The 23,916-nt window shown below is 62.9% G+C and carries 22 protein-coding genes; 2 read left to right on the top strand and 20 right to left on the bottom strand.

Annotated elements, in window-relative coordinates:
- Positions 1–61 precede the first annotated feature (61 nt).
- The 4 genes from ACIPY3_RS11775 to ACIPY3_RS11760 form a co-directional block, all read right to left on the bottom strand.
- Positions 62–1,084, bottom strand: a complete 1,023-nt coding sequence (locus tag ACIPY3_RS11775; protein ID WP_400334190.1) for a Gfo/Idh/MocA family oxidoreductase — start codon at positions 1,082–1,084, stop codon at positions 62–64.
- A 99-nt stretch (positions 1,085–1,183) separates the two neighbouring features.
- Positions 1,184–2,110, bottom strand: coding sequence for an ATP-binding cassette domain-containing protein (locus ACIPY3_RS11770; protein ID WP_397323087.1), 927 nt, complete (start codon positions 2,108–2,110; stop codon positions 1,184–1,186).
- A gap of 12 nt (positions 2,111–2,122) precedes the next feature.
- Positions 2,123–3,175, bottom strand: coding sequence for an ABC transporter permease (locus ACIPY3_RS11765; RefSeq protein ID WP_400334186.1), 1,053 nt, complete (start codon positions 3,173–3,175; stop codon positions 2,123–2,125).
- A 65-nt stretch (positions 3,176–3,240) separates the two neighbouring features.
- Positions 3,241–4,236, bottom strand: a complete 996-nt coding sequence (locus ACIPY3_RS11760) for a substrate-binding domain-containing protein (RefSeq protein ID WP_397323089.1) — start codon at positions 4,234–4,236, stop codon at positions 3,241–3,243.
- Positions 4,237–4,553: 317 nt separating this feature from the next.
- Between ACIPY3_RS11760 and ACIPY3_RS11755 the strand changes: the two genes are divergently transcribed.
- Both ACIPY3_RS11755 and iolB read left to right on the top strand, forming a co-directional pair.
- Positions 4,554–5,294, top strand: a complete 741-nt coding sequence (locus tag ACIPY3_RS11755) for a GntR family transcriptional regulator (RefSeq protein ID WP_400334182.1) — start codon at positions 4,554–4,556, stop codon at positions 5,292–5,294.
- A 16-nt stretch (positions 5,295–5,310) separates the two neighbouring features.
- On the top strand, positions 5,311–6,204 hold the full coding sequence (gene iolB, locus ACIPY3_RS11750) for a 5-deoxy-glucuronate isomerase (protein ID WP_400334180.1): 894 nt from the start codon (positions 5,311–5,313) through the stop codon (positions 6,202–6,204).
- A 64-nt stretch (positions 6,205–6,268) separates the two neighbouring features.
- Here the strand turns inward: iolB and ACIPY3_RS11745 are convergent, their stop codons facing one another.
- The 16 genes from ACIPY3_RS11745 to ACIPY3_RS11670 all read right to left on the bottom strand — a co-directional run bounded on the left by ACIPY3_RS11745 (position 6,269) and on the right by ACIPY3_RS11670 (position 23,816).
- Positions 6,269–7,141 (bottom strand): sugar phosphate isomerase/epimerase family protein, encoded by an 873-nt coding sequence (locus tag ACIPY3_RS11745; protein WP_400334177.1) that lies wholly within the window; start codon positions 7,139–7,141, stop codon positions 6,269–6,271.
- 88 nt (positions 7,142–7,229) lie between these two features.
- Complete coding sequence (locus ACIPY3_RS11740; RefSeq protein ID WP_400334175.1) at positions 7,230–8,243, bottom strand: Gfo/Idh/MocA family protein; 1,014 nt, start codon at positions 8,241–8,243, stop codon at positions 7,230–7,232.
- A gap of 28 nt (positions 8,244–8,271) precedes the next feature.
- Entirely contained in the window at positions 8,272–9,189 is a 918-nt protein-coding gene (locus tag ACIPY3_RS11735) for a sugar phosphate isomerase/epimerase family protein (RefSeq protein WP_400334361.1), read from the bottom strand.
- A 68-nt stretch (positions 9,190–9,257) separates the two neighbouring features.
- Entirely contained in the window at positions 9,258–10,769 is a 1,512-nt protein-coding gene (locus ACIPY3_RS11730) for a CoA-acylating methylmalonate-semialdehyde dehydrogenase (RefSeq protein ID WP_400334173.1), read from the bottom strand.
- Between the two features lie 43 nt (positions 10,770–10,812).
- Positions 10,813–12,762: a 3D-(3,5/4)-trihydroxycyclohexane-1,2-dione acylhydrolase (decyclizing) gene (gene iolD, locus ACIPY3_RS11725; RefSeq protein ID WP_400334170.1), complete on the bottom strand. Its 1,950-nt coding sequence runs from the start codon at positions 12,760–12,762 to the stop codon at positions 10,813–10,815.
- Positions 12,763–12,768: 6 nt separating this feature from the next.
- Positions 12,769–13,731: a deoxyribose-phosphate aldolase gene (locus ACIPY3_RS11720; protein WP_400334165.1), complete on the bottom strand. Its 963-nt coding sequence runs from the start codon at positions 13,729–13,731 to the stop codon at positions 12,769–12,771.
- Positions 13,728–14,735 (bottom strand): 5-dehydro-2-deoxygluconokinase, encoded by a 1,008-nt coding sequence (gene iolC / locus ACIPY3_RS11715; protein WP_400334162.1) that lies wholly within the window; start codon positions 14,733–14,735, stop codon positions 13,728–13,730. The genes ACIPY3_RS11720 and iolC overlap by 4 nt, the downstream gene beginning before the upstream one ends.
- 162 nt (positions 14,736–14,897) lie before the next feature.
- Entirely contained in the window at positions 14,898–15,302 is a 405-nt protein-coding gene (locus ACIPY3_RS11710) for a tautomerase family protein (RefSeq protein WP_400334159.1), read from the bottom strand.
- A gap of 286 nt (positions 15,303–15,588) precedes the next feature.
- Positions 15,589–16,491: a succinate--CoA ligase subunit alpha gene (gene sucD, locus ACIPY3_RS11705; RefSeq protein WP_400334156.1), complete on the bottom strand. Its 903-nt coding sequence runs from the start codon at positions 16,489–16,491 to the stop codon at positions 15,589–15,591.
- Between the two features lie 12 nt (positions 16,492–16,503).
- Positions 16,504–17,673, bottom strand: a complete 1,170-nt coding sequence (sucC, locus tag ACIPY3_RS11700; RefSeq protein ID WP_397323104.1) for an ADP-forming succinate--CoA ligase subunit beta — start codon at positions 17,671–17,673, stop codon at positions 16,504–16,506.
- A gap of 262 nt (positions 17,674–17,935) precedes the next feature.
- Positions 17,936–18,625, bottom strand: coding sequence for a hypothetical protein (locus ACIPY3_RS11695; protein WP_400334153.1), 690 nt, complete (start codon positions 18,623–18,625; stop codon positions 17,936–17,938).
- Between the two features lie 23 nt (positions 18,626–18,648).
- On the bottom strand, positions 18,649–20,052 hold the full coding sequence (locus ACIPY3_RS11690; protein WP_400334150.1) for a putative Ig domain-containing protein: 1,404 nt from the start codon (positions 20,050–20,052) through the stop codon (positions 18,649–18,651).
- 325 nt (positions 20,053–20,377) lie between these two features.
- The gene (locus ACIPY3_RS11685; protein WP_400334147.1) at positions 20,378–20,944 is read right to left on the bottom strand and encodes a hypothetical protein; all 567 of its coding nucleotides are present in this window, start codon (positions 20,942–20,944) and stop codon (positions 20,378–20,380) included.
- 2 nt (positions 20,945–20,946) lie between these two features.
- On the bottom strand, positions 20,947–21,480 hold the full coding sequence (locus tag ACIPY3_RS11680; RefSeq protein ID WP_400334144.1) for a hypothetical protein: 534 nt from the start codon (positions 21,478–21,480) through the stop codon (positions 20,947–20,949).
- Positions 21,477–22,805, bottom strand: a complete 1,329-nt coding sequence (locus ACIPY3_RS11675) for an alpha/beta hydrolase (protein WP_400334141.1) — start codon at positions 22,803–22,805, stop codon at positions 21,477–21,479. Before ACIPY3_RS11675 ends, ACIPY3_RS11680 begins: the two co-directional genes overlap by 4 nt.
- 645 nt (positions 22,806–23,450) lie before the next feature.
- The gene (locus tag ACIPY3_RS11670) at positions 23,451–23,816 is read right to left on the bottom strand and encodes a DUF6507 family protein (RefSeq protein ID WP_400334138.1); all 366 of its coding nucleotides are present in this window, start codon (positions 23,814–23,816) and stop codon (positions 23,451–23,453) included.
- Between the last annotated feature and the right edge of the window lie 100 nt (positions 23,817–23,916).

The following is a 23,916-nucleotide window of genomic DNA, read 5'->3' as shown; positions in this document are numbered from 1 at the left end:
TCAAAAGGGGGGATTCGGTGAGAGAGGGACCGGTCAAAAGGGGCATTCGGTGAGAGAGCGTTTAGGGGCGCACCTTGACGGGGACGCCGGTTTCGAGTGACTCCTGCGCTGCGTCGGCCACGCGGGAGGCGGCCACAGCGTCCTCCGGCGTGCAGGGGTTCTTGCGTTCGCCAAGGATCACTTCCGCGAACGCTGCCATCTCCGAGCGGTACGCCTGGTGGAAACGCTCGGCAAAAGTGCGGTGCGCGGTACCGGCTGGGAACGCGATCCCCAATTCGGCTGAACGTACCGCCATCTGGTGGTCCATCCCCACCAGGATTGAACCGTCAGAACCCTGCAATTCCAACCGGACGTCATGGCCAGCCCCGTTGTAGCGGCTGGCCGAGACCGTTCCCACCGTGCCGTCGTCGAACGTCACCACCGCCAGAGCGGTGTCGACGTCGCCCACCTCACCGATCGCGGGGTCGCCGTTGTTGGAGCCCTTGGCGTAGACCTCCACGATCTCCCGGCCCGTGAGCCAGCGCAGGATGTCGAAGTCGTGGACCGAGCAGTCCCGGAAAAGACCGCCGGAGCTGGCAAGGAACTCAACAGGTGGCGGCGTCATATCGCACGTGACGGCGCGGACGGAGTGGATCCAACCGAGTTCACCGGCATCGTAGGCCCGTTTGGCCTCCAGGTAACCTGCGTCGAAGCGTCGCTGGTGTCCGATCTGGACGGTGCCGCCCTTCTCACGGATGTAGTCCAGCACCGGGAGGGATTCGGCAACGTTGACGGCCACGGGTTTCTCGCAGAAAACCGGGATGCCGGCGTCCACGCCCGCCCGGATGAGGTCCGGGTGGGTGGCCGTACCGGTGGCGATCACCAAACCGTCAATGCCGGACGCGATCAGCTCCTCCACCGCGGGCAGGAACTCCGCCCCGAAGTCCGCGGCAACGGACCTGGCGTGTTCGTGCGCGACGTCGGTCAGCTTCAGCCGCACGTGAGTCCCATCAGGGTTAAGGACCTCGTTCAGCGCGACGATATTCCTGGCGTGCATCACGCCGATCCTGCCCACGCCCACCAGGCCGAGGGTTACTTCTTTCATGCTGTCTCACTTCCTCTCCGGACATTCGCCGGATAATCCAGGGAAACCACGGAAGGGCCCCGGCGGACGTGCATCAGCCGGGGCCCGTACGCGGGCGAACTAGTGCCGTTTGGTGGTGCTTTCGGGCGCGGCATCGGCGACGTCGGCTACTTCGGCTTTGACTTCTTCCAGGGCGTCCGAGTGTCCGCCGAGTTGTTCGAGTTCGTGCGCCAGCTCGGCGAGTTCGGCGCCACCGGCCATTTGGGCGGTCAGCTCTTCGAGGGTGATGTCCTTCTTCTCGTAGTAGCCGATGGACTTGCCGCGCTTGAGCAGGAGGAACCGGTCGCCCACGGGGAAGGCGTGGTGCGGGTTGTGGGTGATGAAGATGACCCCCAGGCCGCGGTCGCGGGCCTGCAGGATGTAGCGGAGCACGACGCCGGACTGCTTGACTCCCAGCGCGGCGGTGGGTTCGTCGAGGATCAGGACCTTGGCGCCGAAATACACGGCCCTGGCGATCGCCACACATTGGCGCTCACCGCCGGAGAGCTGGCCGATGGGCTGTTCCACGTCGCGCAGGTCGATGCCCATGTCCGCGAGTTCCTTCTTGGTGATGTCCTTCATTTTCTGGACATCCATACGGCGGAACGGGCCCACGCCTGTGGTTAGTTCGGAGCCCAGGAAGAAGTTCCGCCAAATCGGCATGAGGGACACCACGGCGAGGTCCTGGTACACCGCTGCGATGCCGGCGTCGAGCGCTTCACGGGGTGAACCGAGCTTGCGGTCCTCGCCCATGATCTTGAAGCTGCCTTCGTCGTGCTGGTGCAGGCCTGCGATGATCTTGATCAGCGTGGACTTACCGGCACCGTTGTCGCCCAGGACGCACGTGACGCGGCCGTTGTCCACGGCCATGGTCACGTCCCGGAGGGCGATGATGTTGCCGTAGTGCTTGCCCACGGCTTCGAGGGAGAGCAGGTGCACGGGCGTGTGGGTCAAGGGGTCCTTCTCGTCTTTCAGCAGGGTCTGCTGGTCGATCTGGTGTGCATTCATTGGTCCGGCCCCTTACTTCAGTTCTGCCCGGCGTTTGACGATGAGGTTGACGATGGTGGCCAGCAGCAGCATCAAGCCCAGGAAGAACTTGAACCAGTCCGGATTCCATTGTGCGTAGACAATGCCCTTGTTGGCCATGCCAAAGATGAATGCACCGATCGCGCCGCCCACGGCCGAGCCGTAGCCACCGGTGAGGAGGCAGCCACCGATCACTGCGGCGATGATGTAGAGGAACTCGTTGCCCACGCCTTCACCGGATTGCACGGCGTCGAAGGCGAACAGGTTGTGCATGCCCAGGATCCAGCCGCAGAAACCGACTGCCATGAACAGTCCGATCTTGGTCTTGGTCACCGGAACACCCACGGCGCGGGCGGCATTCGCGTCGCCGCCAACGGCGAAGATCCAGTTGCCGACGCGGGTCCTTAGCAGGATCCAGGAAGCAATCAGCACTAGAACGATCCAGAAGAACACGGTGATCTTCACTTCAACACCGCCGATGCTGATGGAGGAGGCGAAGACGGCGCGGGCGGAATCGAAGCCGTCCAGCTTGGAAATCGAAGGGGAAGAAACGGAACCGCCGATCAGGCGGGTCAGTGCCAGGTTCAGGCCGGTCAGCATGAGGAAGGTGGCCAGGGTGACGATGAAGCTGGGCAGCTTGGTCTTGACCAGGATCCACCCATTGATGAAGCCGATGCCCAGGGAAACCACCAGCGCCAGGAGGACGCCCACCCAGGCGTTCATGGAGAAGTACCAGCTGAACAGCGATGCGGTCAGGGCCGAGGAGATGACGGCCACACCCGTGGAGAGGTCGAACTCACCACCGATCATCAGGAGGGACACTCCCACTGCCATGATCCCGATGGTGGAGGAACCGTAGAGCACGGTAGCCAGCGCATTCGGCTGGGTAAAGGTCTGCGAGACGGATGCGAAGAAGATGAAGAGGACAACGGCACCAACGAGTGCGCCAACCTCGGGCCGTGCGAGGAATTTCTGGAACGGGTTCCGGCGCCCGACCCGCTCGTCACCGGGCGCTGTCGCCGGCGGCAGGGTTGCTGTGTTTGCCATAGGAATGACTCCTTGTTGGTCAGGCTGCGCGGCGGGCGAATCGCCGCGCAGCCGGATTCCTGGATCTAGCGGACGCCCTGCTGGGCGAACTTGAGGACGTCGGAAGCGTTGGACTTGTCCACGATGGTGGGTCCGGTCAGGACGGGCTGGCCGCCACCGATCTTGAAGCCGCCGCGCTTGGCCTGCCACAGGGCGTCAACGGACATGTAGCCCTGGAGCCACGGCTGCTGGTCGACCGTAAAGATCACGTTGCCGTCCACGATCTTCTGGGCGAGTTCGGCGTTGAGGTCGAAGCTGGCCACCTTGGCCGAGCTGCCCGCATCGGTAACGGACTTGAGGAGCGTCAGGGTGATGGGGGCGCCAAGGCCGATGATGACGTCAGCGTCCTTCGAAGCCTGGAGCTTGGCGGTTGCGGTGGACTGCACGGCGGTCATGTCCTTGCCGTCAACGTAGAGAATCTCTGTTGCGGGGACTTTGGCCTTCACGCCTGCACACCGGGCTTCGAGGCCCACGTGGCCCTGCTGCTGAATGACGCACACGGGGTGCTTGTAGCCCTCCGCAGCGAGCCTGGTTCCCACTGCTTCGCCAGCGAGCTGCTCGTTGGAACCGAAGTGTGTGAAGGCGCCGAGCTTTGCCGAGACGGATTCTCCGGCGTTGAGGCTGACGACGGGAATACCTGCATCGGTTGCCTTCTTGAGGACGTCCTTCAGGGCGTCGGGTGTGGCAATGGTGACGGCAATGCCGTCCACTTTCTGGTCGATGGCCTGCTGGACCAACTGCGCCTGGCGCCCGGCTTCAGGGTCGCTCGTGTAAAGGAGTTCAACGTTGTCCTTGGAGGAAGCTTCCTCCGCACCCTTCCGGACGATGTCCCAGAACGTGTCGCCGGCTGCGGCGTGGGTGATCAGGGCGACCTTGATGCGGTCAGTGGAAGCTGCCTGGCCTGCCGCAGCACCACCGCCGTTGTCTGCGGGCTTTCCGCCCTGGCTCGAACAGGCGCTCAGTGCTATCAGGGGAACCACTGCTGCGGCGAGTGCCGCTTTGCGCCACGAGAATTTTGCCACCGTTATCTCCTTTGATTTCAGCTTGGGGTGTCCGGAGACTCGTATCCGGATCAGCCACTACTCAGATCATGGTGACTGACCTCACACTTTGTCAAGAGTTTGTCCTGACATTAGGATGTTTTTACGTAAACCCTTCTCAATGACGGCGCCATACTTCCGGGCGAGACCAATTCCTTGACGGCCCGATAGCGGCTGCTATGATCAGAAAAAGGCAGTATGTCCTATCAAGCGAACATGAGCGGACAAACTCATCCATCCGGCAGAGGAGCCATGACCCTGCTCCCCGGCCGGCTTTTCGAGCCGTCCAGGAGGAAACAGTGACGAACCAACTCAGCCTCAGCATCGACCGTTCGTCCCCGGTGCCGCTCTACCACCAGGTGGTGCAAGGCATCGAAGCCGCGATCCACAGCGGACTCCTGGAACCGGGCAGCCGCCTGGACAACGAAATCGATCTCGCGGCGCAACTGAATCTCTCCCGCCCCACCATGCGCAAAGCCATGGACGAACTGGTCCGGGCCGGCCTCTTGGTCCGCAAGCGGGGCGTGGGCACCCAGGTGGTCGCCAGCCAGGTCCGGCGGCCGCTGGAACTCTCCAGCCTGTTCGACGATCTCAGCAACAACGGCAAGAAACCCACCACGGATGTACTGAGCTTCTCGCACGTGGAGGCCGATGCCGCGACACTCACGGCCCTGCAACTCCCTGCCGGATCCAAGGTGTACCACTTCACGCGACTCCGCAAAGTGGGCGGCAAACCCTTGGCCCTCATGGAGAACTGGGTCCGCGACGACATCACCAGCATGGACGAAGCCCAGCTCGCCAGCGAAGGCCTCTACGCCATCCTGCGGCGTGGTGGCGTGAACTTCCGGCTCGCTTCGCAGCGCATCGGCGCCATGATCGCCAACGACTACCAGGCTCCCCTCCTCGAAGCCGAGGTGGGTTCGGCCCTGGTCACCATGGAACGCACCGCGGTGGACGACACCGGACGCATGGTGGAAACCGGACACCACGTCTACCGCGCCGATTCCTACAGCTTTGAAATGACCCTCGTACAGCGCTAACGCAAGGACACAACTTATGGCCAACTGGGTATACCCCCTGGGAACCGCCACCGACGGCAAGTGGGACGTTTCCCTCGGCACCTCCGATTCCAGCCTCGCCGTCGACGGCTGGGCCCATACCGGACTGAAGGTCGCGACGCTCGCCCCGGGTGCCGCCGTCGAACTTTCCGCCGCTGCCGAAGAGCGCATCGTGGTACCGCTGAACGGCTCCTTCACGGTAACGGTCGACGGCGGGTCGTACAGTCTCGCTGGCCGGCAGTCGGTTTTCCACGGGCCAAGCGACGTCCTCTACACGGGTATCGATAAGGCCCTCACCATCAGCTCGAACGACGGCGGCCGCGTCGCCGTCGCGACCGCACCGGCAAAGGCCGGGTACCCCACACGCCTGATCACCGCCGCCGAAACCCCCGTGGAACTGCGCGGCGCGGGCAACTGCTCCCGCCAGGTGCACAACTTCGGCACACCGGCCGCACTCGAAGCCGACCGTTTCATCGTCTGCGAAGTCATCACCCCCGCCGGCAACTGGTCCTCCTACCCGCCGCACAAGCACGACGAGGAGAAGGACGGCGAAACCAGCCTCGAGGAGATCTACTACTTCGAAACCCGCGTGGCTCCCGGCTCCCCCGCCCCGGAAGACGCCGATGCGTTCGGCCATGCCCGTGTGTACGCCTCGGACGAGCGTCCCATCGACGTCTCCGCGGAAGTCCGTACCGGCGATGTTGTCCTGGTCCCCTACGGCTGGCACGGCCCGGCCATGGCAGCACCCGGCTATGACCTCTACTACCTCAACGTCATGGCCGGCCCTGGACGTGTCCGCGACTGGCTCATCAGCGACGACCCCCACCACGGCTGGATCCGCCAAACCTGGGAAGGCCAGGGCGTGGACCCGAGGCTCCCGTTCTCGGCCTGATCCTGAAAACCCAGAAAGCCCCTGTGACTCGACGAGTCACAGGGGCTTTCTTTGCGTTTGGGCGCTACTTCGCTTGGGCGATGTAGTCCGTCATCGTCTTGAGCTGGTAGCGGGAAACGTCCTCGGCGTTCTCGTCCTCGGCGAAGACGCTGGAGACCATGACGGTGTTCTCCTTGTCCAGGAAGCCGATTTCCTTCAGGCCGCCGAAGAACTCGTTCCAGTTCACGTCGCCGTCACCGATCTTCAGGTGCTGGTGGACGCGGACGGCGTTGCCGGGCGGGTTGGTGATGTAGCGCAGGCCGTGGGAGGCGTGGTGGTTCATGGTGTCTGAAATGTGCACCAGGCGCAGCTTGTCACCGGCGGCGCGCATGATATCCAGCGGCTTGTTGCCCATGTGGAAAGTATGCGAGGCAACGTAGACCATTCCGATGTTCGGGGAGTTGATGCCGCGAATCACGCGCAGTGCGGCCAGGCCGTCCTCCACGAAGTCATCCGGGTGCGGATCGATCAGCACGTCCAGGCCCTCGCGCTCGATGATCGGCACCAGCTCCTCCATGGACCGGTAGAAAGCCCGCTCTGACTCTTCGGCCTTCTCCGGGCGTCCGCTGAACTCGGTGTTCATGGTCTGCACACCGAGGTCGACGGCGATCTGGATGGCACGCTTCCAGTAACGGACCGCCGCTTCACGGGCGTCCTCGTCCGGGCCTGACCAGCGCAGGACGGGAAGGATCGAGGCAATCTCGACTCCGGCGTCCTTACAGGATGCCTTCAGCTTGCCAACCAGCTCATCGTCCGCCTTGGGGTGGTTGTAGAACGGGATGAGGTCCGCATGCGGGGTCATTTGCAGGTACTTGTAGCCGAGATCGGCAGCAACGCGCGGGAACTCGAGCAGGCTGTGGCTGTGGTGGAACGGTGTGGGATCGAGGGCGATCTTCACTGGGCACTCCTTTGTGGTCTCTGGGGAAGGAAAACGGTGGCCGGCCGCGGTACTGCCGGCCAGACACCGCTGTGATGGTGGGGCTGCGTTAGTTGTACAGGTCCGGCTTGGTGTTGAGCTGCACCTTGACCTTCTCGCCGGACTTCTGGGCCTCGACGCCGGCCTCACAGCACGCTGCCGTGGCATAACCGTCCCAAGCCGTGGGGCCGCCGATTTCACCGCGAAGTGCCGCGTCCACCCAGCCCTGGACCTCGACGTCGTAAGCGGCACCAAAACGGTCCTCGAAACCGGGGGTGACGTTGCCGCCCCACTTGCCCGCTGTCTGGACGTACGGGCCGCTGTCGCCACCGATGCTCACGATGCCGTCCTCGAAGGACGCCTGCGTGGCCACCTGGTAGCCGAACTTGGCATTGACATAGATTTCGACGTCGGCCAGCACACCGGATTCGGTTTCAATCAGGACATGCTGGGGATCGTGTTGGCCGCTGGGTGCGTTGCGCGTGGGCTTGCCCAAGCGAACCTGCACGGACGTGATTTCCTCACCCGTGAAGTAGCGGATCGCGTCGAATTCGTGGACAACGGAGTCGTTGATCAGCATTTCGTTGGTGAAGCCCTCGGGCGTGGTGGGGTTCCGGTGCTGGTGGTGCAGCATCAACAGCTCCCCCAATTCGCTGTTGCGGATGATGGAACCCAACGCCGAGTACTCTGCGTCGAAGCGGCGCATGAAGCCAACCTGGATGCGCTTGTGCCCCAAAGCCTGCTCGGCCTGCACAACCTTCCAGGCGCTCTCTGCGTCCGGGGTCAGCGGCTTCTCGCAGAGGATCGGGAAGTCCTTCTCCAAGGCCTTGTACAGGATTTCCTCGTGCAGGAAGCCCGGGGTGGCGATCAGCACGGCGTTGACGTCGCCATTGTTGAGCGCCTCGTCGGCGCTGGCCAGGGCAACCGCCCCGTCAATGCCTTCGATGGCGGCTTGCGCACGGGCCAGGTCGACATCGACGACGGCGGCCACTTCGGCGCCGTGGATGCGGGTGCTGAGGCGCTTGATGTGGTCCGCACCCATGCGGCCTGCGCCGATGACGGCAACGCGGAGAGACTTTGTCACTTTCTTATCCTTCGTGAGGTTTGGTTGGCTACTGGACCCGTGTACGGGATCCGCAGGACAGGAGGTAATTGCGGGTTCGCTTGGCAATGGGCATCGGTACGTCGAACGCTACCGGGTACATGTCCTGCTCCACGATGCCGAAGATCGGCCGGTTCAGGCCCTCGACTGCTTCGATGACGGCACGGAGATCCGGGAGGCCGTTCGGCGGCTCGGTCATGACGCCGGCCAGGTTCGCGGCGGCCCAGGTCATGTTCTTCTCGTTGACTTCCGCCAGGACCTCGGGGTTGATCTGCTTCAAGTGCAGGTAGCCGATGCGGTCCGGGTAGTTCTTGATGAGCTCCAGGCTCGAAGCACCGCAGTATTCGGCATGGCCGGTGTCCAGGCACAGGTTCAAGTACTGCGGGTCCGTGGCTGCCAGGAGGGTTTCGATATCCTTCTGCGCTCCAACATGGGAGTCGGCGTGGGAGTGGAACTGCTGGTGCAGGCCGAAGTCCTCCAGGAGGACCTTGCCCATCCGGTTGTGGCCGGCGAAGAGATCCGCCCACTGTTCGTCCGTGAGTTCGCCGTTCTCCACGGCCTCACCCGTGACGTCGTCCCGCCACATGGCCGGAATAACCACGATGTGCTCGCCGCCCATGGCCGCCGTCAGTTCGGCCACCTTGCGGGCCGGTTCCCAAGCTTCGTCGTACTGCTTGGCACCGCGGTGGAATGCCGTGAAAACCGTACCGGCGGTGACCTGCAGGTCGCGCTGCTTCAGTTCTTCTGCGAGCCGGGTGGGGTCGTTCGGCAGGTAGCCGTAGGGGCCCAGTTCGATCCACTTGTAACCGGATTCGGCAACCTCATCCAGGAACCGTTCCCACGGGGTCTGCTGGGGGTCATCCGGAAACCAGACACCCCAGGAGTCGGGGGCGGTGCCAATGATGAGCTTGTTCTCGACGTCGGTCATGACCACGGTGTCTTTCTTTCGAGGGTCCGTCATGCTCCGGCCGATTGGCCGGAGCAGGACGGATGGAACTAGTTGGAGGGGAAGTTGTAGGAGGCGCCGGAGGCGTGGTGGGTTTCGGGCCAGCGGGAGGTGATGACTTTGCCGCGGGTGTAGAAGGAGACGCCTTCGGGGCCGTAGATGTGCTTGTCACCGAAGAGGGAGGCTTTCCAGCCGCCGAAGGAGTGGTATGCCACCGGGACGGGCAGGGGCACGTTGATGCCGATCATGCCCACCGTGACCGAGCGCTGGAACTTCCGTGCTGCTGCGCCGGAGGAGGTGAAGATTGCGGTGCCGTTGCCGTAGGGGTTGGAGTTGATCAGCTTTATGCCGGCTTCGAGAGTGTCCACGCGGACCACGACCAGGACGGGGCCGAAGATTTCCTCGGTGTAGGCGCTCATTTCGGTCTTGACGTGGTCGATCACGGTGGGGCCAACCCAGAAGCCGTCTTCGTGGCCCGGGACGACGAGGTCGCGGCCGTCCACTACCATCGCAGCACCGGCGGTTTCGGCTTCGGTGACGATCTTGAGGATGCGTTCCTTGGAGGCCGGGGTGATGACGGGGCCCATTTCTGCGCCGGGTTCTGTGCCGTTGTTGACCTTCACGGCCAGGGCGCGTTCTTCGACCTTCTTCACCAGCAGGTCCGCGGCGTCACCGACGGCGACGGCCACGGAAATCGCCATGCAGCGTTCCCCGGCCGAACCGAACGCGGCAGCGGCGAGGTGGTCGGCGGCGTTGTCCAGATCAGCGTCCGGGAGCACGATTGCGTGGTTCTTCGCCCCGCCCAATGCCTGGACCCTTTTGCCGTGTTTGGTGGCGGTTTCGTGGACGTATTGGGCGATCGGGGTGGACCCGACGAAGGAGATGCCGTCCACGTCCGGGTGGGTCAACAGACCGTCGACGGTTTCCTTGCCGCCGTGCAGGACCTGGAACACGCCGTCGGGCAGGCCTGCGTCCTTCCAGAGCTTGGCGAGCAGCAGCGACGGGGACGGGTCCCGCTCGGAGGGTTTGAGGATGAACGCGTTACCCGTGGCGATGGCCATCGGGGCCATCCACAACGGGACCATGACCGGGAAGTTGAACGGGGTAATACCCGCCACGACGCCGAGGGGCTCGCGGAAGGAGAACACGTCAATGCCGGTGGAAACCTGGTCCGAGTAATCACCCTTGAGCAAGGACGGGACACCGCAGGCGAACTCGATCACTTCCAGGCCGCGGCCGATCTCGCCCTTCGCGTCGGAGAGGACCTTGCCGTGCTCGGCCGTGATCAGTTCGGCGAGTTCGTCCACGTGCGCGGCGACGAGCTCACGAAACTTGAACAACACAGCGGTGCGCTTGGCCAGGGAAATGTCACCCCAGGAATCAGCGGCCTTGCGGGCCGCGGCGACCGTGGCATTCAGGTCGGCCTCGTTCGCCAGGCGGAGCTCCGCGGTGACCTGCCCTGTGGCCGGGTTGTACACCGGCTGGGTCCGGTCGCCCTCACCGGCGGATTCAGCACCGTTGATGAAGTGGTTGATGGTGGTCAAAGTGGTCGTCGTCGACATGCGGACTTCCTTGTCTGTGGTGCGCGGGTAGTGGCTGGGAAACTCAGCCGAGCAGTTTGCGCTGGCGGTTCTTGTGGTCGGTGTAGGTCTTGTAGGCCTGCTGGGTGGACTCGAGCTCGGAGACAGCCGAGACCGGCACGTCCCACCAGGACTCGGAGGACGGGGCGTCCAGGAGGGGATCGGATTCGACGTGGATCACGATCGGTCCGGTCTCCTCAGGAGCGGCTTTCGCATCCCGGATGGCTTGTTCGAGTTCGGCGATGACCTTCTCGCCCGGCTCGATCCGGATGACTTTCGCACCGAGGGATTCTGCGTTGGTGGCGAGGTCGATGGGCAGGTTCTCGCCGGCGTCGAAGGAGTGTTGTTCCTTGTCCAGGACGCGGTACTGGGTGCCGAAACGCTGCGAGCCGAGGGACTCGGAGAGGGACCCGATGGAGGCGTAGCCGTGGTTCTGGATCAGGACCACGATCAGTTTGATGCGTTCGGCGACGGCGGTGACCAGTTCGGTGTGCATCATCAGGTAGGAGCCGTCCCCCACCATGACCACGACGTCCCGGTCCGGACCACCGTTCGCGGCTTCGGCAAGGGCTGCGCGCTTGACGCCCAGGCCACCGGGGATTTCGTACCCCATGCAGGAGTACGCGTATTCCACGTGGTACCCGAACGGGTCCCGGACACGCCACATCTTGTGCAGGTCACCCGGCAGGGAACCCGCTGCGCAGATCACCACGTCCTGGGCATCCATCGCCTTGTTCGTGGCACCGATGATCTCGTTCTGCGCCGGCAACGGCGTGAACCGGGTCTCGAACGCCTCATCCACGATTCCGTCCCAGCGGGCCTTCTCGGCGGCGACCTTCTCTTCCAGGTCAGCCCCCACACGGTAACCGCCCAGGGCCTGGTTCAGTTTCACCAAGGCCTTGCGGGCATCAGCGACGATCGGCAGCGTGGTGCCGTGCTTGTACGCATCGATCGCGGCGACGTTGATGTTCACGAAGCGCACGTCCGGGTTCTGGAACGCCGTGCGGGACGCGGTAGTGAAGTCCTCGTACCGGGTGCCGATCCCGATGATCAGGTCCGCCTCCGCGGCCATGGCGTTGGCCGCCGTCGTGCCCGTGGAACCAATGGCTCCGAGGGAGTGCTTGTGGTCCCACGGCAGAACGCCGACACCGGCCTGGGTGTTGCCCACCGGGATGCCCGTGAGCTCGGCGAACTTCGCCAGCTCGTCATTGGCGTAGGCGTAGAGGACGCCACCGCCGGCAATGACCAGCGGACGCTTCGCTGCGCGGATCGCTTCGACTGCGCGGCGGATGTCCTCATCTTCGGCCTCGGGCCGGCGGATCCGCCATTCCCGCTCGGCCAGGAACTCCTCGGGCACCTCGAACGCTTCGGCCTGGACGTCCTGCGGCAGCGAAATGGTCACCGCACCGGTCTCGGCCGGGTCCGTCAGCACCCGCAGACCGTGGTGGAACGCGGAGAACAACTGCTCGGGGCGGGAGACCCGGTCAAAGAACTTCGAGAGCGGCCGGAACGCGTCATTGACCGTGATGTCATACGCGTACGGCAGCTCAAGCTGCTGCAGCACCGGGTCAGCGGCGCGGGTCGCGAACGTATCCGACGGGAGCAACAGCACCGGCAGGCGGTTCGTCGTGGCCAGCGCGGCACCGGTGAGCAGGTTCGAGGACCCCGGACCGATCGAGGTGCTGATCGCGAACGTCTGCCGGCGGCGCGTGTGCCGGGCATACCCCACAGCCTGGTGCGCCTGGGCCTGCTCATTGCGGCCCTGGTAATACGGCATGATCGACGGGTCAGCAGCCTGGTACTGCTTCAACGCCTGGCCCACACCAGCGACGTTGCCATGCCCGAAAATACCGAACGTGCCCGGAATCAGTCGCTCACGGAACTCCACACCAGCAACAGAATCCACGGTGTACTGCTTGGACAAAAACTCGACCACGGCCTGAGCCACGGTCATCCGACGGGTTACAGATCCCATGGGTAACTACTCCGATACTTTCACGGGGATACGGTCTGACGAAGCGAACCCCGCGGCAGCGGCGGCAGCGGGCGCAGTGGTGTTCAGCAGCGAGGCGGCCGTCGCGACGGCACCTGCCACATCGCCGTCGTGCGGGTAAAGCAGCGTCCGCCCCACGGTGAGGCCCTGCACACCGGGCAAAGCCAGCGCAGCCTGCCAGGAAGCGAACACCTCGTCCTGGGAACCGTCCGGGTCGCCACCGAGCAGCACGGTCGGCAGGGTGGTGGAGGCCATGACCCGCTCCATCTCGGCCACCACGGGCAACTTCATCCACGTGTAGGCGCTCGTGGAACCCAGACCCTCGGCGATCCCGACAGACTTGATCACGGCATCGGCACGGAGATCGTTACGGACCTTGCCGTTCGCGTCACGCACGGACAGGAAGGGCTCCACCATGGCGATGAGCTTCCGCTCGGCCAAGGAATCGATCGCCTTCGCAGTCGCTTCAAGCGTGGCGACCGTGTCCGGGTCGCCCAGGCAGATCCGGGTCAGCATCTTCCCACCATCCGCGCCCAAAGCCTCCAAAGCGGCGGCGGTATGCCCAGTGAAGCGGTCATCGAACTCGTTCACCAGGCCGGCCAGGCCGCCGCGGTTCATGGAACCGAACACGAGCTTGCCCTCCAAAGCACCGAGCAACAACAGGTCATCCATGATGTCCGGGGAAGCCAGGATGCCGTCCACGGCAGGGTTCGCCAGCGCGACCTGCAAACGGTCCAGCAAATCGCGCCGATCAGCCATGGCCATCGGCTCCGAACCAACAGACAGGGCACCACGGGCCGGGTGGTCCGCGGCGACAATGAAGTTCTGCACGCCATGCTTCAAGCCAGGATGACGACGGCGGGTGGCAGCAGCGCGGGCCACGGCCTCCGGATCCTCCAAACGGATACGGCTCAAGTGCTCATAACGGCGGGGGTCATCGTTGAGGCTCAACGCACTGCTCCTTCTGTAACGGCGGCGGAAGCGCCGGGGACCGGACGGCCGCGTTCAGCCAGCAGCGAGGTGACCTCATCCGGCGTCGGCATCGCATCCGCGCAGGACAGACGCGAGGCGACAATCGCACCAGCGGCGTTCGCGTAATCCAGCACCTCGGACAAAGGCCAACCGGACAGCAATCCGTGCACGAACGCGCCACCGAAGGAATCCCCCGCACCCAGGCCGTTCACCGTCTCCACCGGAACCGGGGCCGACACCACACGCTCGGTGCGGGTCTTCGCCATCACACCTTCCGGGCCGAGCTTCACCACGGCGATCTCCACGCCGGCAGCCAGGAGGCGGTCCGCCTGCTCATCAGGAGTCCCCTCCCCCACAGCCACGGCGCATTCCTTGTCATTGCCGATCGCGACCGTCACATGCGGAAGGATCTTGGCCACCTCCGCGCGGGCCTCTTCCTCGGAAGCCCAGAACATCGGACGGTAATCCAGGTCCAGGATGGTGAACTGGCCATCCTTCAAACCGGTCCGGGGGCGGGCCTCATGCGCCGCAATATGGGCGCTGCGTGAGGGCTCCTGGCACAGGCCCGTCACCGTGGACCAAAAAATCACGGCGTCCCGGATCGCGTCCAGATCCAACTCTTCGGCCTTGATCTGCAGATCCGGCGCCGTGGGAAACCGGCCATAGAAGTACAACGGGAACTCATCCGTGGCCGGCTTGATCGCACAGAACGTGGCCGGAGTCTGCCCAGCAGCGGGGGTGACGAAGGAATCATCCACATTGAACTTGCGCAGCTCGCGGTGCAGGAAATTGCCAAAAGGATCATCACCGGTCCGGGTAATCACACCCGTGCGGCGGCCATGGCGGGCAGCGGCTACGGCCACGTTGGAGGGCGAGCCTCCCAGGTACTTGCCGAAGGACGTCACGTCCTCCAGGCCGACTCCAATGTCGTTCGGGTAGATATCAACGCTGATGCGCCCGATCGTGAGCAGTTCGTGGGTCACGGTACTCGTGGACCTTTCTCTTGTGAACTCTGAACCTTTGAGCGCTGGGCCCCAATGCCTTGCTACCCCTCAGTGAGCGGGGCCACATGACTACTTTGCACCAGATTTAATGTCCTGTCAAAGGTTTGTACTGACATATTTACAACGTGACACGCAGCGCGCCTACTTGCGGGGAACCGCCAATTCTCCGGTGACATACTGACTGCGCCCAAAGCCGAACGACCAGTCCCCGGCAGTGTTCTCCACATAGCCCAAGAACACGTCCTCGCCGGCAATCCCCACCCCCGCGAGCCCGGAAGCAATGGCCTCGAAGAGCGAACTCTTCGCCACCTGGCTGCGACCACCCTGGGTGAAGATTTGGATCATCACAACGCCGGAACTGCGCTCAAAACCGAGTCCGGCGTCCTGGGCGACGATCTGGCCCTGTGGATGCTCCGTGAGGATATGGAAGTAGTCCCGCTCTGGAATTCCATACTCAGTCAGGATGGCATCGTGAATGGCTCGGCTAATGGCGGCCAGATCCTTGGGCGAGCGGCCCTGGTTGACGTCGACACGAACAAGAGGCATTGCAGGTCCCTTCGAATAGTTTGTCCTAACATACTAACAAACTATTCCGATTCCGGATACAGCAATGGCCCGCCCAATACCTGGACGGACCAAATACCCAGCCTTGCGAGGCCGCTCTACATCCCTACCCCCAACCTCGCAAGCTCGGCCAGGCAACCCGGGTGCTGCGCCCGGCTGAGGAATAGCGCGCTGAGCAGGCCTCACAACGGGCGCTTAAAGCACGACGGCGGCCCGTCACCTTTCCGTTCGAAAGGTGACGGGCCGCCGTCGTAAGGCTGTTGTAAGCCTAGAGCGCTGCGAAAACCTCGCGCAGCAGCTTGGCGGTCTCGGACGGCGTCTTGCCGACCTTCACGCCTGCTGCCTCGAGGGCTTCCTTCTTTGCCTGTGCGGTACCAGCGGAGCCGGACACGATGGCGCCGGCGTGGCCCATGGTCTTGCCCTCGGGAGCCGTGAAGCCTGCCACATAGCCGACAACCGGCTTGGTGACGTTGGCCTTGATGAAGTCGGCTGCGCGCTCTTCAGCGTCGCCACCGATTTCACCGATCATGACGATCGCCTTGGTCTCCGGGTCGGCTTCGAACGCAGCCAGGGCGTCGATGTGGGTGGTGCCGATGATGGGGTCGCCACCAATTCCGATCGCGGTGGAGAAACCGAGGTCGCGGAGTTCGTACATCATCTGGTAGGTCAAGGTACCGGACTTGGAAACCAGTCCGATGGGGCCCTTGCCCGTGATGTTTGCCGGGGTGATGCCAACCAGGGCCTCACCCGGGGTGATGATGCCGGGGCAGTTCGGTCCGATGATGCGGGTGATCTGCTTGCCGTCAGCGTCCACCTTGGACTGGGCGAGTGCCCAGAACTCGGCGGAGTCCTGAACCGGCACACCTTCGGTGATGACTACAACGAGGCCGATCCCGGCTTCGATGGCTTCAACCACTGCGTCCTTGGTGAATGCCGGCGGAACGAAGACGATCGAAACGTCCGCGCCGGTTTCGGCGATGGCTTCCTTGACGGTGCCGAAGACGTTGATTTCCTTGTCGCCGTGCAGGACCGTGGTGCCGGCCTTGCGGGCGTTGACGCCACCAACAATGTTGGTGCCGGCCTTGAGCATCAGGGCGGTGTGCTTGGTGCCCTCGCCGCCGGTGATGCCCTGGACGATGACCTTGGAGTCCTTGTTGAGGTAGATAGACATTGTCGCGTCCCTTTACTTAGCTGCGTTGGCGAGCTCGGCGGCCTTGTCGGCGCCCTCGTCCATGGTGGCGGCCAGGGTAACCAGCGGGTGGTTGGCCTCGGTCAGGATGCGGCGGCCCTCTTCGACGTTGTTGCCGTCGAGGCGAACAACCAGCGGCTTGTTCGCCGAGGAACCGAGCTCTGCCAGTGCACCGACGATGCCCTTGGCGACGGCGTCACAAGCGGTGATGCCACCGAAGACGTTCACGAAGACGCTCTTGACCTGGGAGTCGCCCAGGATGACGTCCAGGCCGTTGGCCATGACCTCGGCGGACGCTCCACCACCGATGTCAAGGAAGTTGGCGGGCTTCACGTTGCCGTGGTTCTCGCCGGCGTAAGCGACGACGTCGAGGGTGGACATCACAAGACCGGCGCCATTGCCGATGATGCCAACTTCGCCGTCCAGCTTGACGTAGTTGAGGTCCTGGGCCTTGGCCTTGGCCTCGAGCGGGTCGGCCGCGTCCTTGTCTTCCAGCTCACCGTGGTGCACGTGGCGGAAGTCGGCGTTCTCGTCCAGGGAAACCTTGCCATCGAGGGCAACAATGTCGCCTGCGCCGGTGCGGACCAGCGGGTTGACCTCAACCAGGGTTGCGTCTTCCTTCTTGAAAACGTCCCACAGCTTCAGAATGACATCGGCGACTTTGCCGCGCAGTTCTTCAGCGAAGCCGGCAGCTGCGACGATCTCGTCAGCCTTGGCCTGGTCGATTCCAACAGCAGGATCGATGGCGATCTTGGCGAGTGCCTCGGGGCGCTCTACAGCAAGCTGCTCGATCTCCATGCCGCCTTCAACCGAGCACATGGCCAGGTAGTTGCGGTTGGCACGGTCCAGGAGGACCGAGAAGTAGAATTCTTCGGCGATGTCAGCGCCCTGGGCAATCATCACCTTGTTGACGGTGTGGCCCTTGATGTCCATGCCCAGGATGTTGGTGGAGTGCTCAAGCGCCTCGTCGGCAGACTTGGCAACCTTGACGCCGCCAGCCTTGCCGCGGCCACCAACCTTAACCTGCGCCTTTACGACAGTAACGCCGCCGATCTTCTCAGCAGCTGCCTTCGCTTCTTCAGGAGTGTGCGCCACGATGCCGGCGAGCACGGGTACACCGTGCGCTTCGAACATATCGCGCGCCTGATATTCAAACAGGTCCACGGTTTAGTGTCCTTCTACGTCGAAGTAGTTTCTGTCCAGCCGGAACCGCGATGACCGCGATTAGCCAGCTGCGGAAAGTACGCGGTCATAACCAGTAATCATGCCCGGTCACATTGCGTAAGGTCCTCTCGGAACTTTAGCCCTTTGAGGCGTCCCGCCACTCCCACAGTACCGGTTAAGTGAGTAAGCTTACACTTCTATCGAGCGTAGAAAATCCGCGTGATGGCGCGGTTTTTGGGCTCACACGTACGCTCCGCAGTGGTCAGGAATCTTCCTTCAGGTTCCCGCGGACCGTCTTGCCGCCGTCGGAAATCAGCTGGTAACCCTCGCGGCTGACGAAGAACGCTACGCCACCGGAGACGTTTCCGCAGGCAACGCCGTCGTTGTACGCGGAGCACCGCAGGCCGTTACGTTCGATGTTCTGCCCGTCAGCCAACTCACGGAGCTTGGAAATGGTACCGTTCCGCGTTCCTTTGGGACCGTACTCCGACTCCATTTGTGTTACGCCGGAGCGACACGAGCCGTACACGGCCTTGTCCGGCGAGAGCAGCACGGTCCCACCCAAGTAGCCCAAGCCGGTAGCGCCGCAATCGTCGGAAATGTCCTCCGCTTCAGGTTTGGCGTAGGCCGCCAATTCGCACTGCACCACGGGCACCACGGCGAATTTGTTGTTGGCAGCGTCCGAGTACGTGTTGGGCTCATAGGGCAGGTTAATATGGCCGCCCCGCGAGGACGTCATGGCGCAGACGATGTTGTGGTCCGGGGTGACGAACGCAATGACGTCGTCGCCCGCGGCGAGGGTTGTCTGTTGCGTCACCGGCACCTGCTTGAGCTGTTCCAGGGGAGGCAGCGGCTCCGGAGGAACGTAGTTGGGGTCCTTGGTGGAGAAGGAACACGCCGTGCTGGCCAGCAAGAGCAAGGCGGCAAGAATCCCCAATACAGTCCGTCGCATGGCTCCAATTATGCCGTGGCTGCTCAGCCGGCCCCGCCACGCCTCCGGCTTTGATGCGCTGCGACTGCGATCAGTGTGCCGAACGTCAGAAGACCTCCGGCGGCCCACAGCATTGCGTTGAGGGTTCCGGACTGCAGCCCCGTAGCCGCCAGTTCAGCGGACGACGCCGGCTCTACCGCGCCTGCCGGCAGCACCGTTGTTGGAGGTACTTCACCCGCGGCTGGTGGTTGTGCTGCAGGCGGCGGTTCGACGGCGGGTGGCCGGGTTTCGAGGACGGTGACGGTGGTCCAGAAGATCTCCCGCTCAACGAGGCCCGCGTCACGGAATTTCACGTAAATCCGGAACGATCCCGCCCTGGTGGGCGTGCCATTGAGGAATCCGTTGCCATCAATAACGAGCCCGTCCGGACCGGGATCGTGCCAATGCAGGCTGCCGGCCATGTGCTGCGGCGTTCCCCACCACATGGAGTAGGGGCCGACGCCGCCGGTCACCGAAGCGATCTTGGCCGAGTAGGGCTCCCCCAGGACGGCGGGCGGCACTACATAGCCCACAGCGTACGGTGCACTTGCCCGCACAGTGATCCTGAACGAGGCTTCGCTGGAACCGAACTGGTCCGTCGCCCGGACGGTGAAGGCGTACGTGCCGACAGTCGTGGGGGTTCCGCTGGCTGACTTGTTGCTCCAGGACATTCCGGGCGGAAGTTGCCCTTCAACGATCGATGTGGTGAACGGTATGACTCCGGCCGTGAACACGTCGATGCTCTGCTCATACGGAAGGCCAATAACGGCGTCCGGGTACTGACCGGTGTAGGTATGCAACTCAATTTTTGGCGGGTGGTATTCGCTGATGCTCGCCGAGACTTGTCGTGACACGGTCTGGGCAGGTTCCGAGGAGTCCGTTACGGCCACGGTCATCTGGTAGTAACCAGCTTGGCTGGGCGTCCCCGTGACCTTCAGGCCAGCCTCATTGAACGCCAGCCCTGGCGGCAGGTCGGTCACTGTCACGGAATACGGGGCAGTACCTCCTGAGACCACCAACGGTTCGTCGAAGGGCTTTCCCACGAAGCCGTTCTCCACGTACCCCTGCACGGCCAAGGGCTCAGGGTCCGCGGCGAGAGTTTGGTCAGGCCCATTGGTCGACCCTGTGGGCACCACCGCTTCCGGAATCGCAGGCTCTGTGGCCGGGATCGACACGGTGCCTGTTGGTTGTGGCTCTGGAGTCGCCGTGGCAGTGGCTGTGGGTGTTGCTGTGGACGAAGGGAGCGGCGCGGTGCCCGGCTCGGTGGACACCGGTTCCGGCGCGGGCTCGACGGCGGGAAGCTGGGTGGGCGTTGCAACCTCGGCGCCCGGCACGGGTTCGCCTGCAGCTAAACCGGGAGGCGCCAACTGCAACGCCAACCCACCAGCCAAGGCGGCGGCCAGAATCATCCCCCAGATTTTAGCGGCAAAACCACGTTCCCTCTGCATGGCGCCCACGCGCGTCCTCCCCCACAAGAATGCGAAACCCCCGAAGCGCAGCGCCCTACCGAATCATGCGGACCCCAAGCGCGCACGCCCGGCCAGTCTAAGACGCGCTAAGGCTCCTGACAACGGGCAGACCGGACGGCTCAGTGCTCGACCCCCCCCCCCGCTGAAGTCACACCACAACCGTCAATCACGACAGAAGACGCGATGGTGATTGGCAAACACAGCCACCGGATACCAGGCCTTCCGGCACGGGATATCTTTGCGTGGTGTGACTCGCTGGCCAAGGCTACGTGGTCTTCTTCCGTGCGGCAGGGTCCAAAGTGCACTCGCCGATTACTTTAATGAAGCTGCCGTACTTTGTTGCTGTGAAGATCAGGGTCATTCCCCGTGGACCTGACGCACCTATTTCAAGGCCAGTGCTGTCCGCACCCTTGCCGTCGAAGATATTTCCAATGGTGTAGCCCTTCGATTCCCAGTGCGCTTTCATCACTTCGACTGCTGCCTGTGGATCGGCGATGGCACCACCCTTGATTTGCCGCTGGTACAGCCTGCCGTCGGCGCGCGCATGTATGCCACAGGGTTCGGAGACGTAGTCCACGGTGTCCTGGCGGTCCCATCCTGGCCAGGTGGTGCCGGAATGTTGAACCGTGTCTTCCATGGCATCCAAGAAGTCGGTGAACACTTCGGAGGCGCTGCGTTGGCCTGGCCCCGGCTCAGTGCTCGATCCACCCGCTGAAGTCACACCACAACCGGCAATCACGACAGAAAACGCGATGGTGATTGGCAAACACAGCCACCGGATACCAAGCTTTCCGCCACGGGATGTCCTTGTGTGGTGCGACTCTTTGGTCATGTCTATGTGGTTTTCTGCCTGGCAGCGGGATCGAGGGTGCACTCTCCAATTACGTTGATCAAGCTTCCCCGGGGTGTTGGCGAGAATTGAAGTAGCATTCCTCGGCTTGTGTAAGCGTTTATCTGGGCACCCGTCGCGGGGTCTCCGTTATCGAAGGTGTTTCCGATCTTGTAACCCTTCTCCACCCAGTGCGCTTTCATGTTCTCTATTGCGGCCTGCGGATCGTCTATAGGACCTCCCTTGATCTGTCGTTCGTATGAGCGACCGTCAGCGCGTGCGTTCACACCACATGGCTCTGAGACGTAGTCCGCCGTATCCTGGCGGTCCCATCCTGGCCACGTGGTGCCGGAATGTTGAACCGTGTCTTCCATGGCATCCAAGAAGTCGGTGAACACCTCCGATGCACTCCGCTCGCCAGGTCCTGGCTCGTCAAGCTGCCTATCCTTTGTTGGATCTACATTGCATCCGGTCATCAGTAAACTTCCCATCATCATCGAGACCAACCACACCCTGTATGCAGGCTTTAGCATCATCATTTGCCAAGTTCTTCTCTTAGTTCTTGCGGTGTAAGGTCGCGCTCTACGGAGCGTCCCAGCGGAGCCATCTCACCGCGAATTTCCACCAACTCGCGTCGGAGCGGAATCAGCTTCTTAATCTGGCCTTCCTTGCCCGTGGACGTCAATGCGATGTTATGGGCGGACTCGGTGCTGGGGTCGAGGTAGCCATGATCACGCGTCGCAGCAAACAGGGTATTGCCGCTACCCTTTACTGCCCAACCGTTGGCGTCGTGGCCCGTGGTCCTCCAATAGACCTCACCAGTGTCCGGATCGTAGCCACCCTCGGAAGAGAAGTTTTTCCCGCCAAACCAAGAATTCAGAGGATCTAGCCGACCCTCACGACCACGCAGTCCGCTGCCAATAATTCCGAATGGAGCAACACGGTCCTCGCTGGACGCCGTCACAAAGACGTCGGGCCTGCCGTCCGCGTCCTTTGCCACGTGCAGGTCCATTGCCGAGCCCACGTCCCGCCAGGCAATTCCGGCAGAGCCGAAGAACGTGACTGTATCGACGGAGTGGGTGGTGGAGATCAGCGCATACGATGCGGTGGTGGTGCCGTAGGAGTGGGCAACTACGTTCAGATGAGGTTGGTCAACTCCGTCGGATCCGCTCGTACGCAACTCCGAAAACCCATCCAAGGCCATGGCTAGCTTGGCCCCGCCAGCCTTGGCCTGTTCAGTCGATAACACCTCACTGCTGGGCGGAGCCTCAGGGCTGTCGTAACCCACCCAGGAAACCACGGCAAGAGTGCGGATGTCGCCGCTTTTAAGCCCGGCAAATTCTTGGACCTTATACAAATCCTGCGCCGACTTCGTCCATGACTCCAGCCCGTCGGCCACGGTGGTTTTCATGCCCGGGACGTTCCATGTCACATTCGAAGCCGTGTCTAAGTCACCAATCGCAACAGCCACGAGAGGTTTTCCATTCTCGTCCGGGGTGAATGAGACGATGCTCCGGGGAGCGGCAGGGTCTTCATCGTTGTCTTTTCGGGGCTCCAGCGCGTCGTATATTTCCTGCAACACAGCCTTGTGCTCAGCAGTGGTCCGCGGATCCTTGTACACGGCATCCACGTTTGCTTTGTTGGCCTTGGCACGCGCGGCGTACGGAATCCCGTTCAGGTTTCCGATGACTCCTGGTGCCGCCACCACGAGGGCCGCCTGTTGGTCGGTGGTTAGACCAGCCCACCACGCCTTCACCTGCGCGACCGGTGGCGGCGAACGGAATCCCGATCGAAGGTAGTCAGACTCGGCCATCCCGTAATCGAGCAGTTGCCCCGGCGTCAGGGTCTTCCACAACGCCAACATTGCCAGGGGATCCCCTCCCCCGGACTCCATGCGGCGCAATTCCGCACGAGCATGGTCCAGCGCCGGATCCGTGGCGGTCCCACCCGGGTAATACGGAGGAACCGTTGACTCCCAGCGGTGCACCCCACGGACAGCGAACTCGCATAAACGCTGAGCTTCCTCGTGTTCCGACACCAACACCGAAACCCTGCGCAGTAGGTCGGAATGTTCCATAAGCGGAGCCTGTCCAGTGTGCTGACTGCCGAAACTTTCTTGGCTGGAGTGGGGATCCCAACTAGGGGTTTGCCCCAGATGGATCTCCATCCTCCGGTGGAAATCGGCGATGTCGTCCAAGAGGAGCTGACGCTTCCGTCGCAACTCCCGGACGGTTTCGGCGTAACGCATCAACGCGGAGAACACTGTGACCATGCCGGACCGAATGTTGTCACTCGTCTGGGTCACGGGCTTGAACAACGCCAAGACCACCGGCGCCTCAGGAGCTACGTAGGCATCAGCCAAAGCGGACCATTCCGATGACGCAGCCTGCACTGCATTGATCATCCCCTGCGCATGCCGCACCAGCGGAGACACAGCGGTTTCCAGGGCATCCGGATCAGGGAGGGCGAACAAGCCTGACGTATCAATCTGGTACTCGTTCACGCGGCCCTACCCCATCGGCCTAGCGCGGAACTTGTCCAGGCGGAAGCTGAACGTGGGGGCATCCACAATGCTTCGAGCGTTCCTGAGCACATCTGCGGCCAACTGCTCGTCACCGGCCACATAAGCAGCAACCGCAGCTTGGGTCCCGCCAAACACGTTGGCTATCCGCTGTGACAGCGCGAGGAGGTCCAGCAGCAGCACGTCGTCGCCGTAGAACTGGAGGGCACCGAAGACCGGCCCCGCACGCAAGGACCCGCCCACTTCATCAACGGTATGCCGCACGGCTGCGCGTATCGGCTCAAGTTCGCTGCAATGCGCCTTCGCTGCAGCGACCACACCCAGAGACTTGGCCACATCGATGTCAAACGTCATTGCTTGTCCCCAATGATTCAGTAAGGATTCTTATTAATCAATCGAAATGATTAATCCAAGCAAGAGTGTATACCGACAGAGAACTATCGAATCAAAGCGC

The sequence above is a fragment of the Paenarthrobacter sp. NPDC089714 genome, assembly GCF_044748905.1.
Lineage (GTDB): Bacteria > Actinomycetota > Actinomycetes > Actinomycetales > Micrococcaceae > Arthrobacter.
The sequence above is the reverse complement of the archived record's forward strand: the minus strand, read 5'-3'. Positions and strand labels throughout refer to the sequence as shown.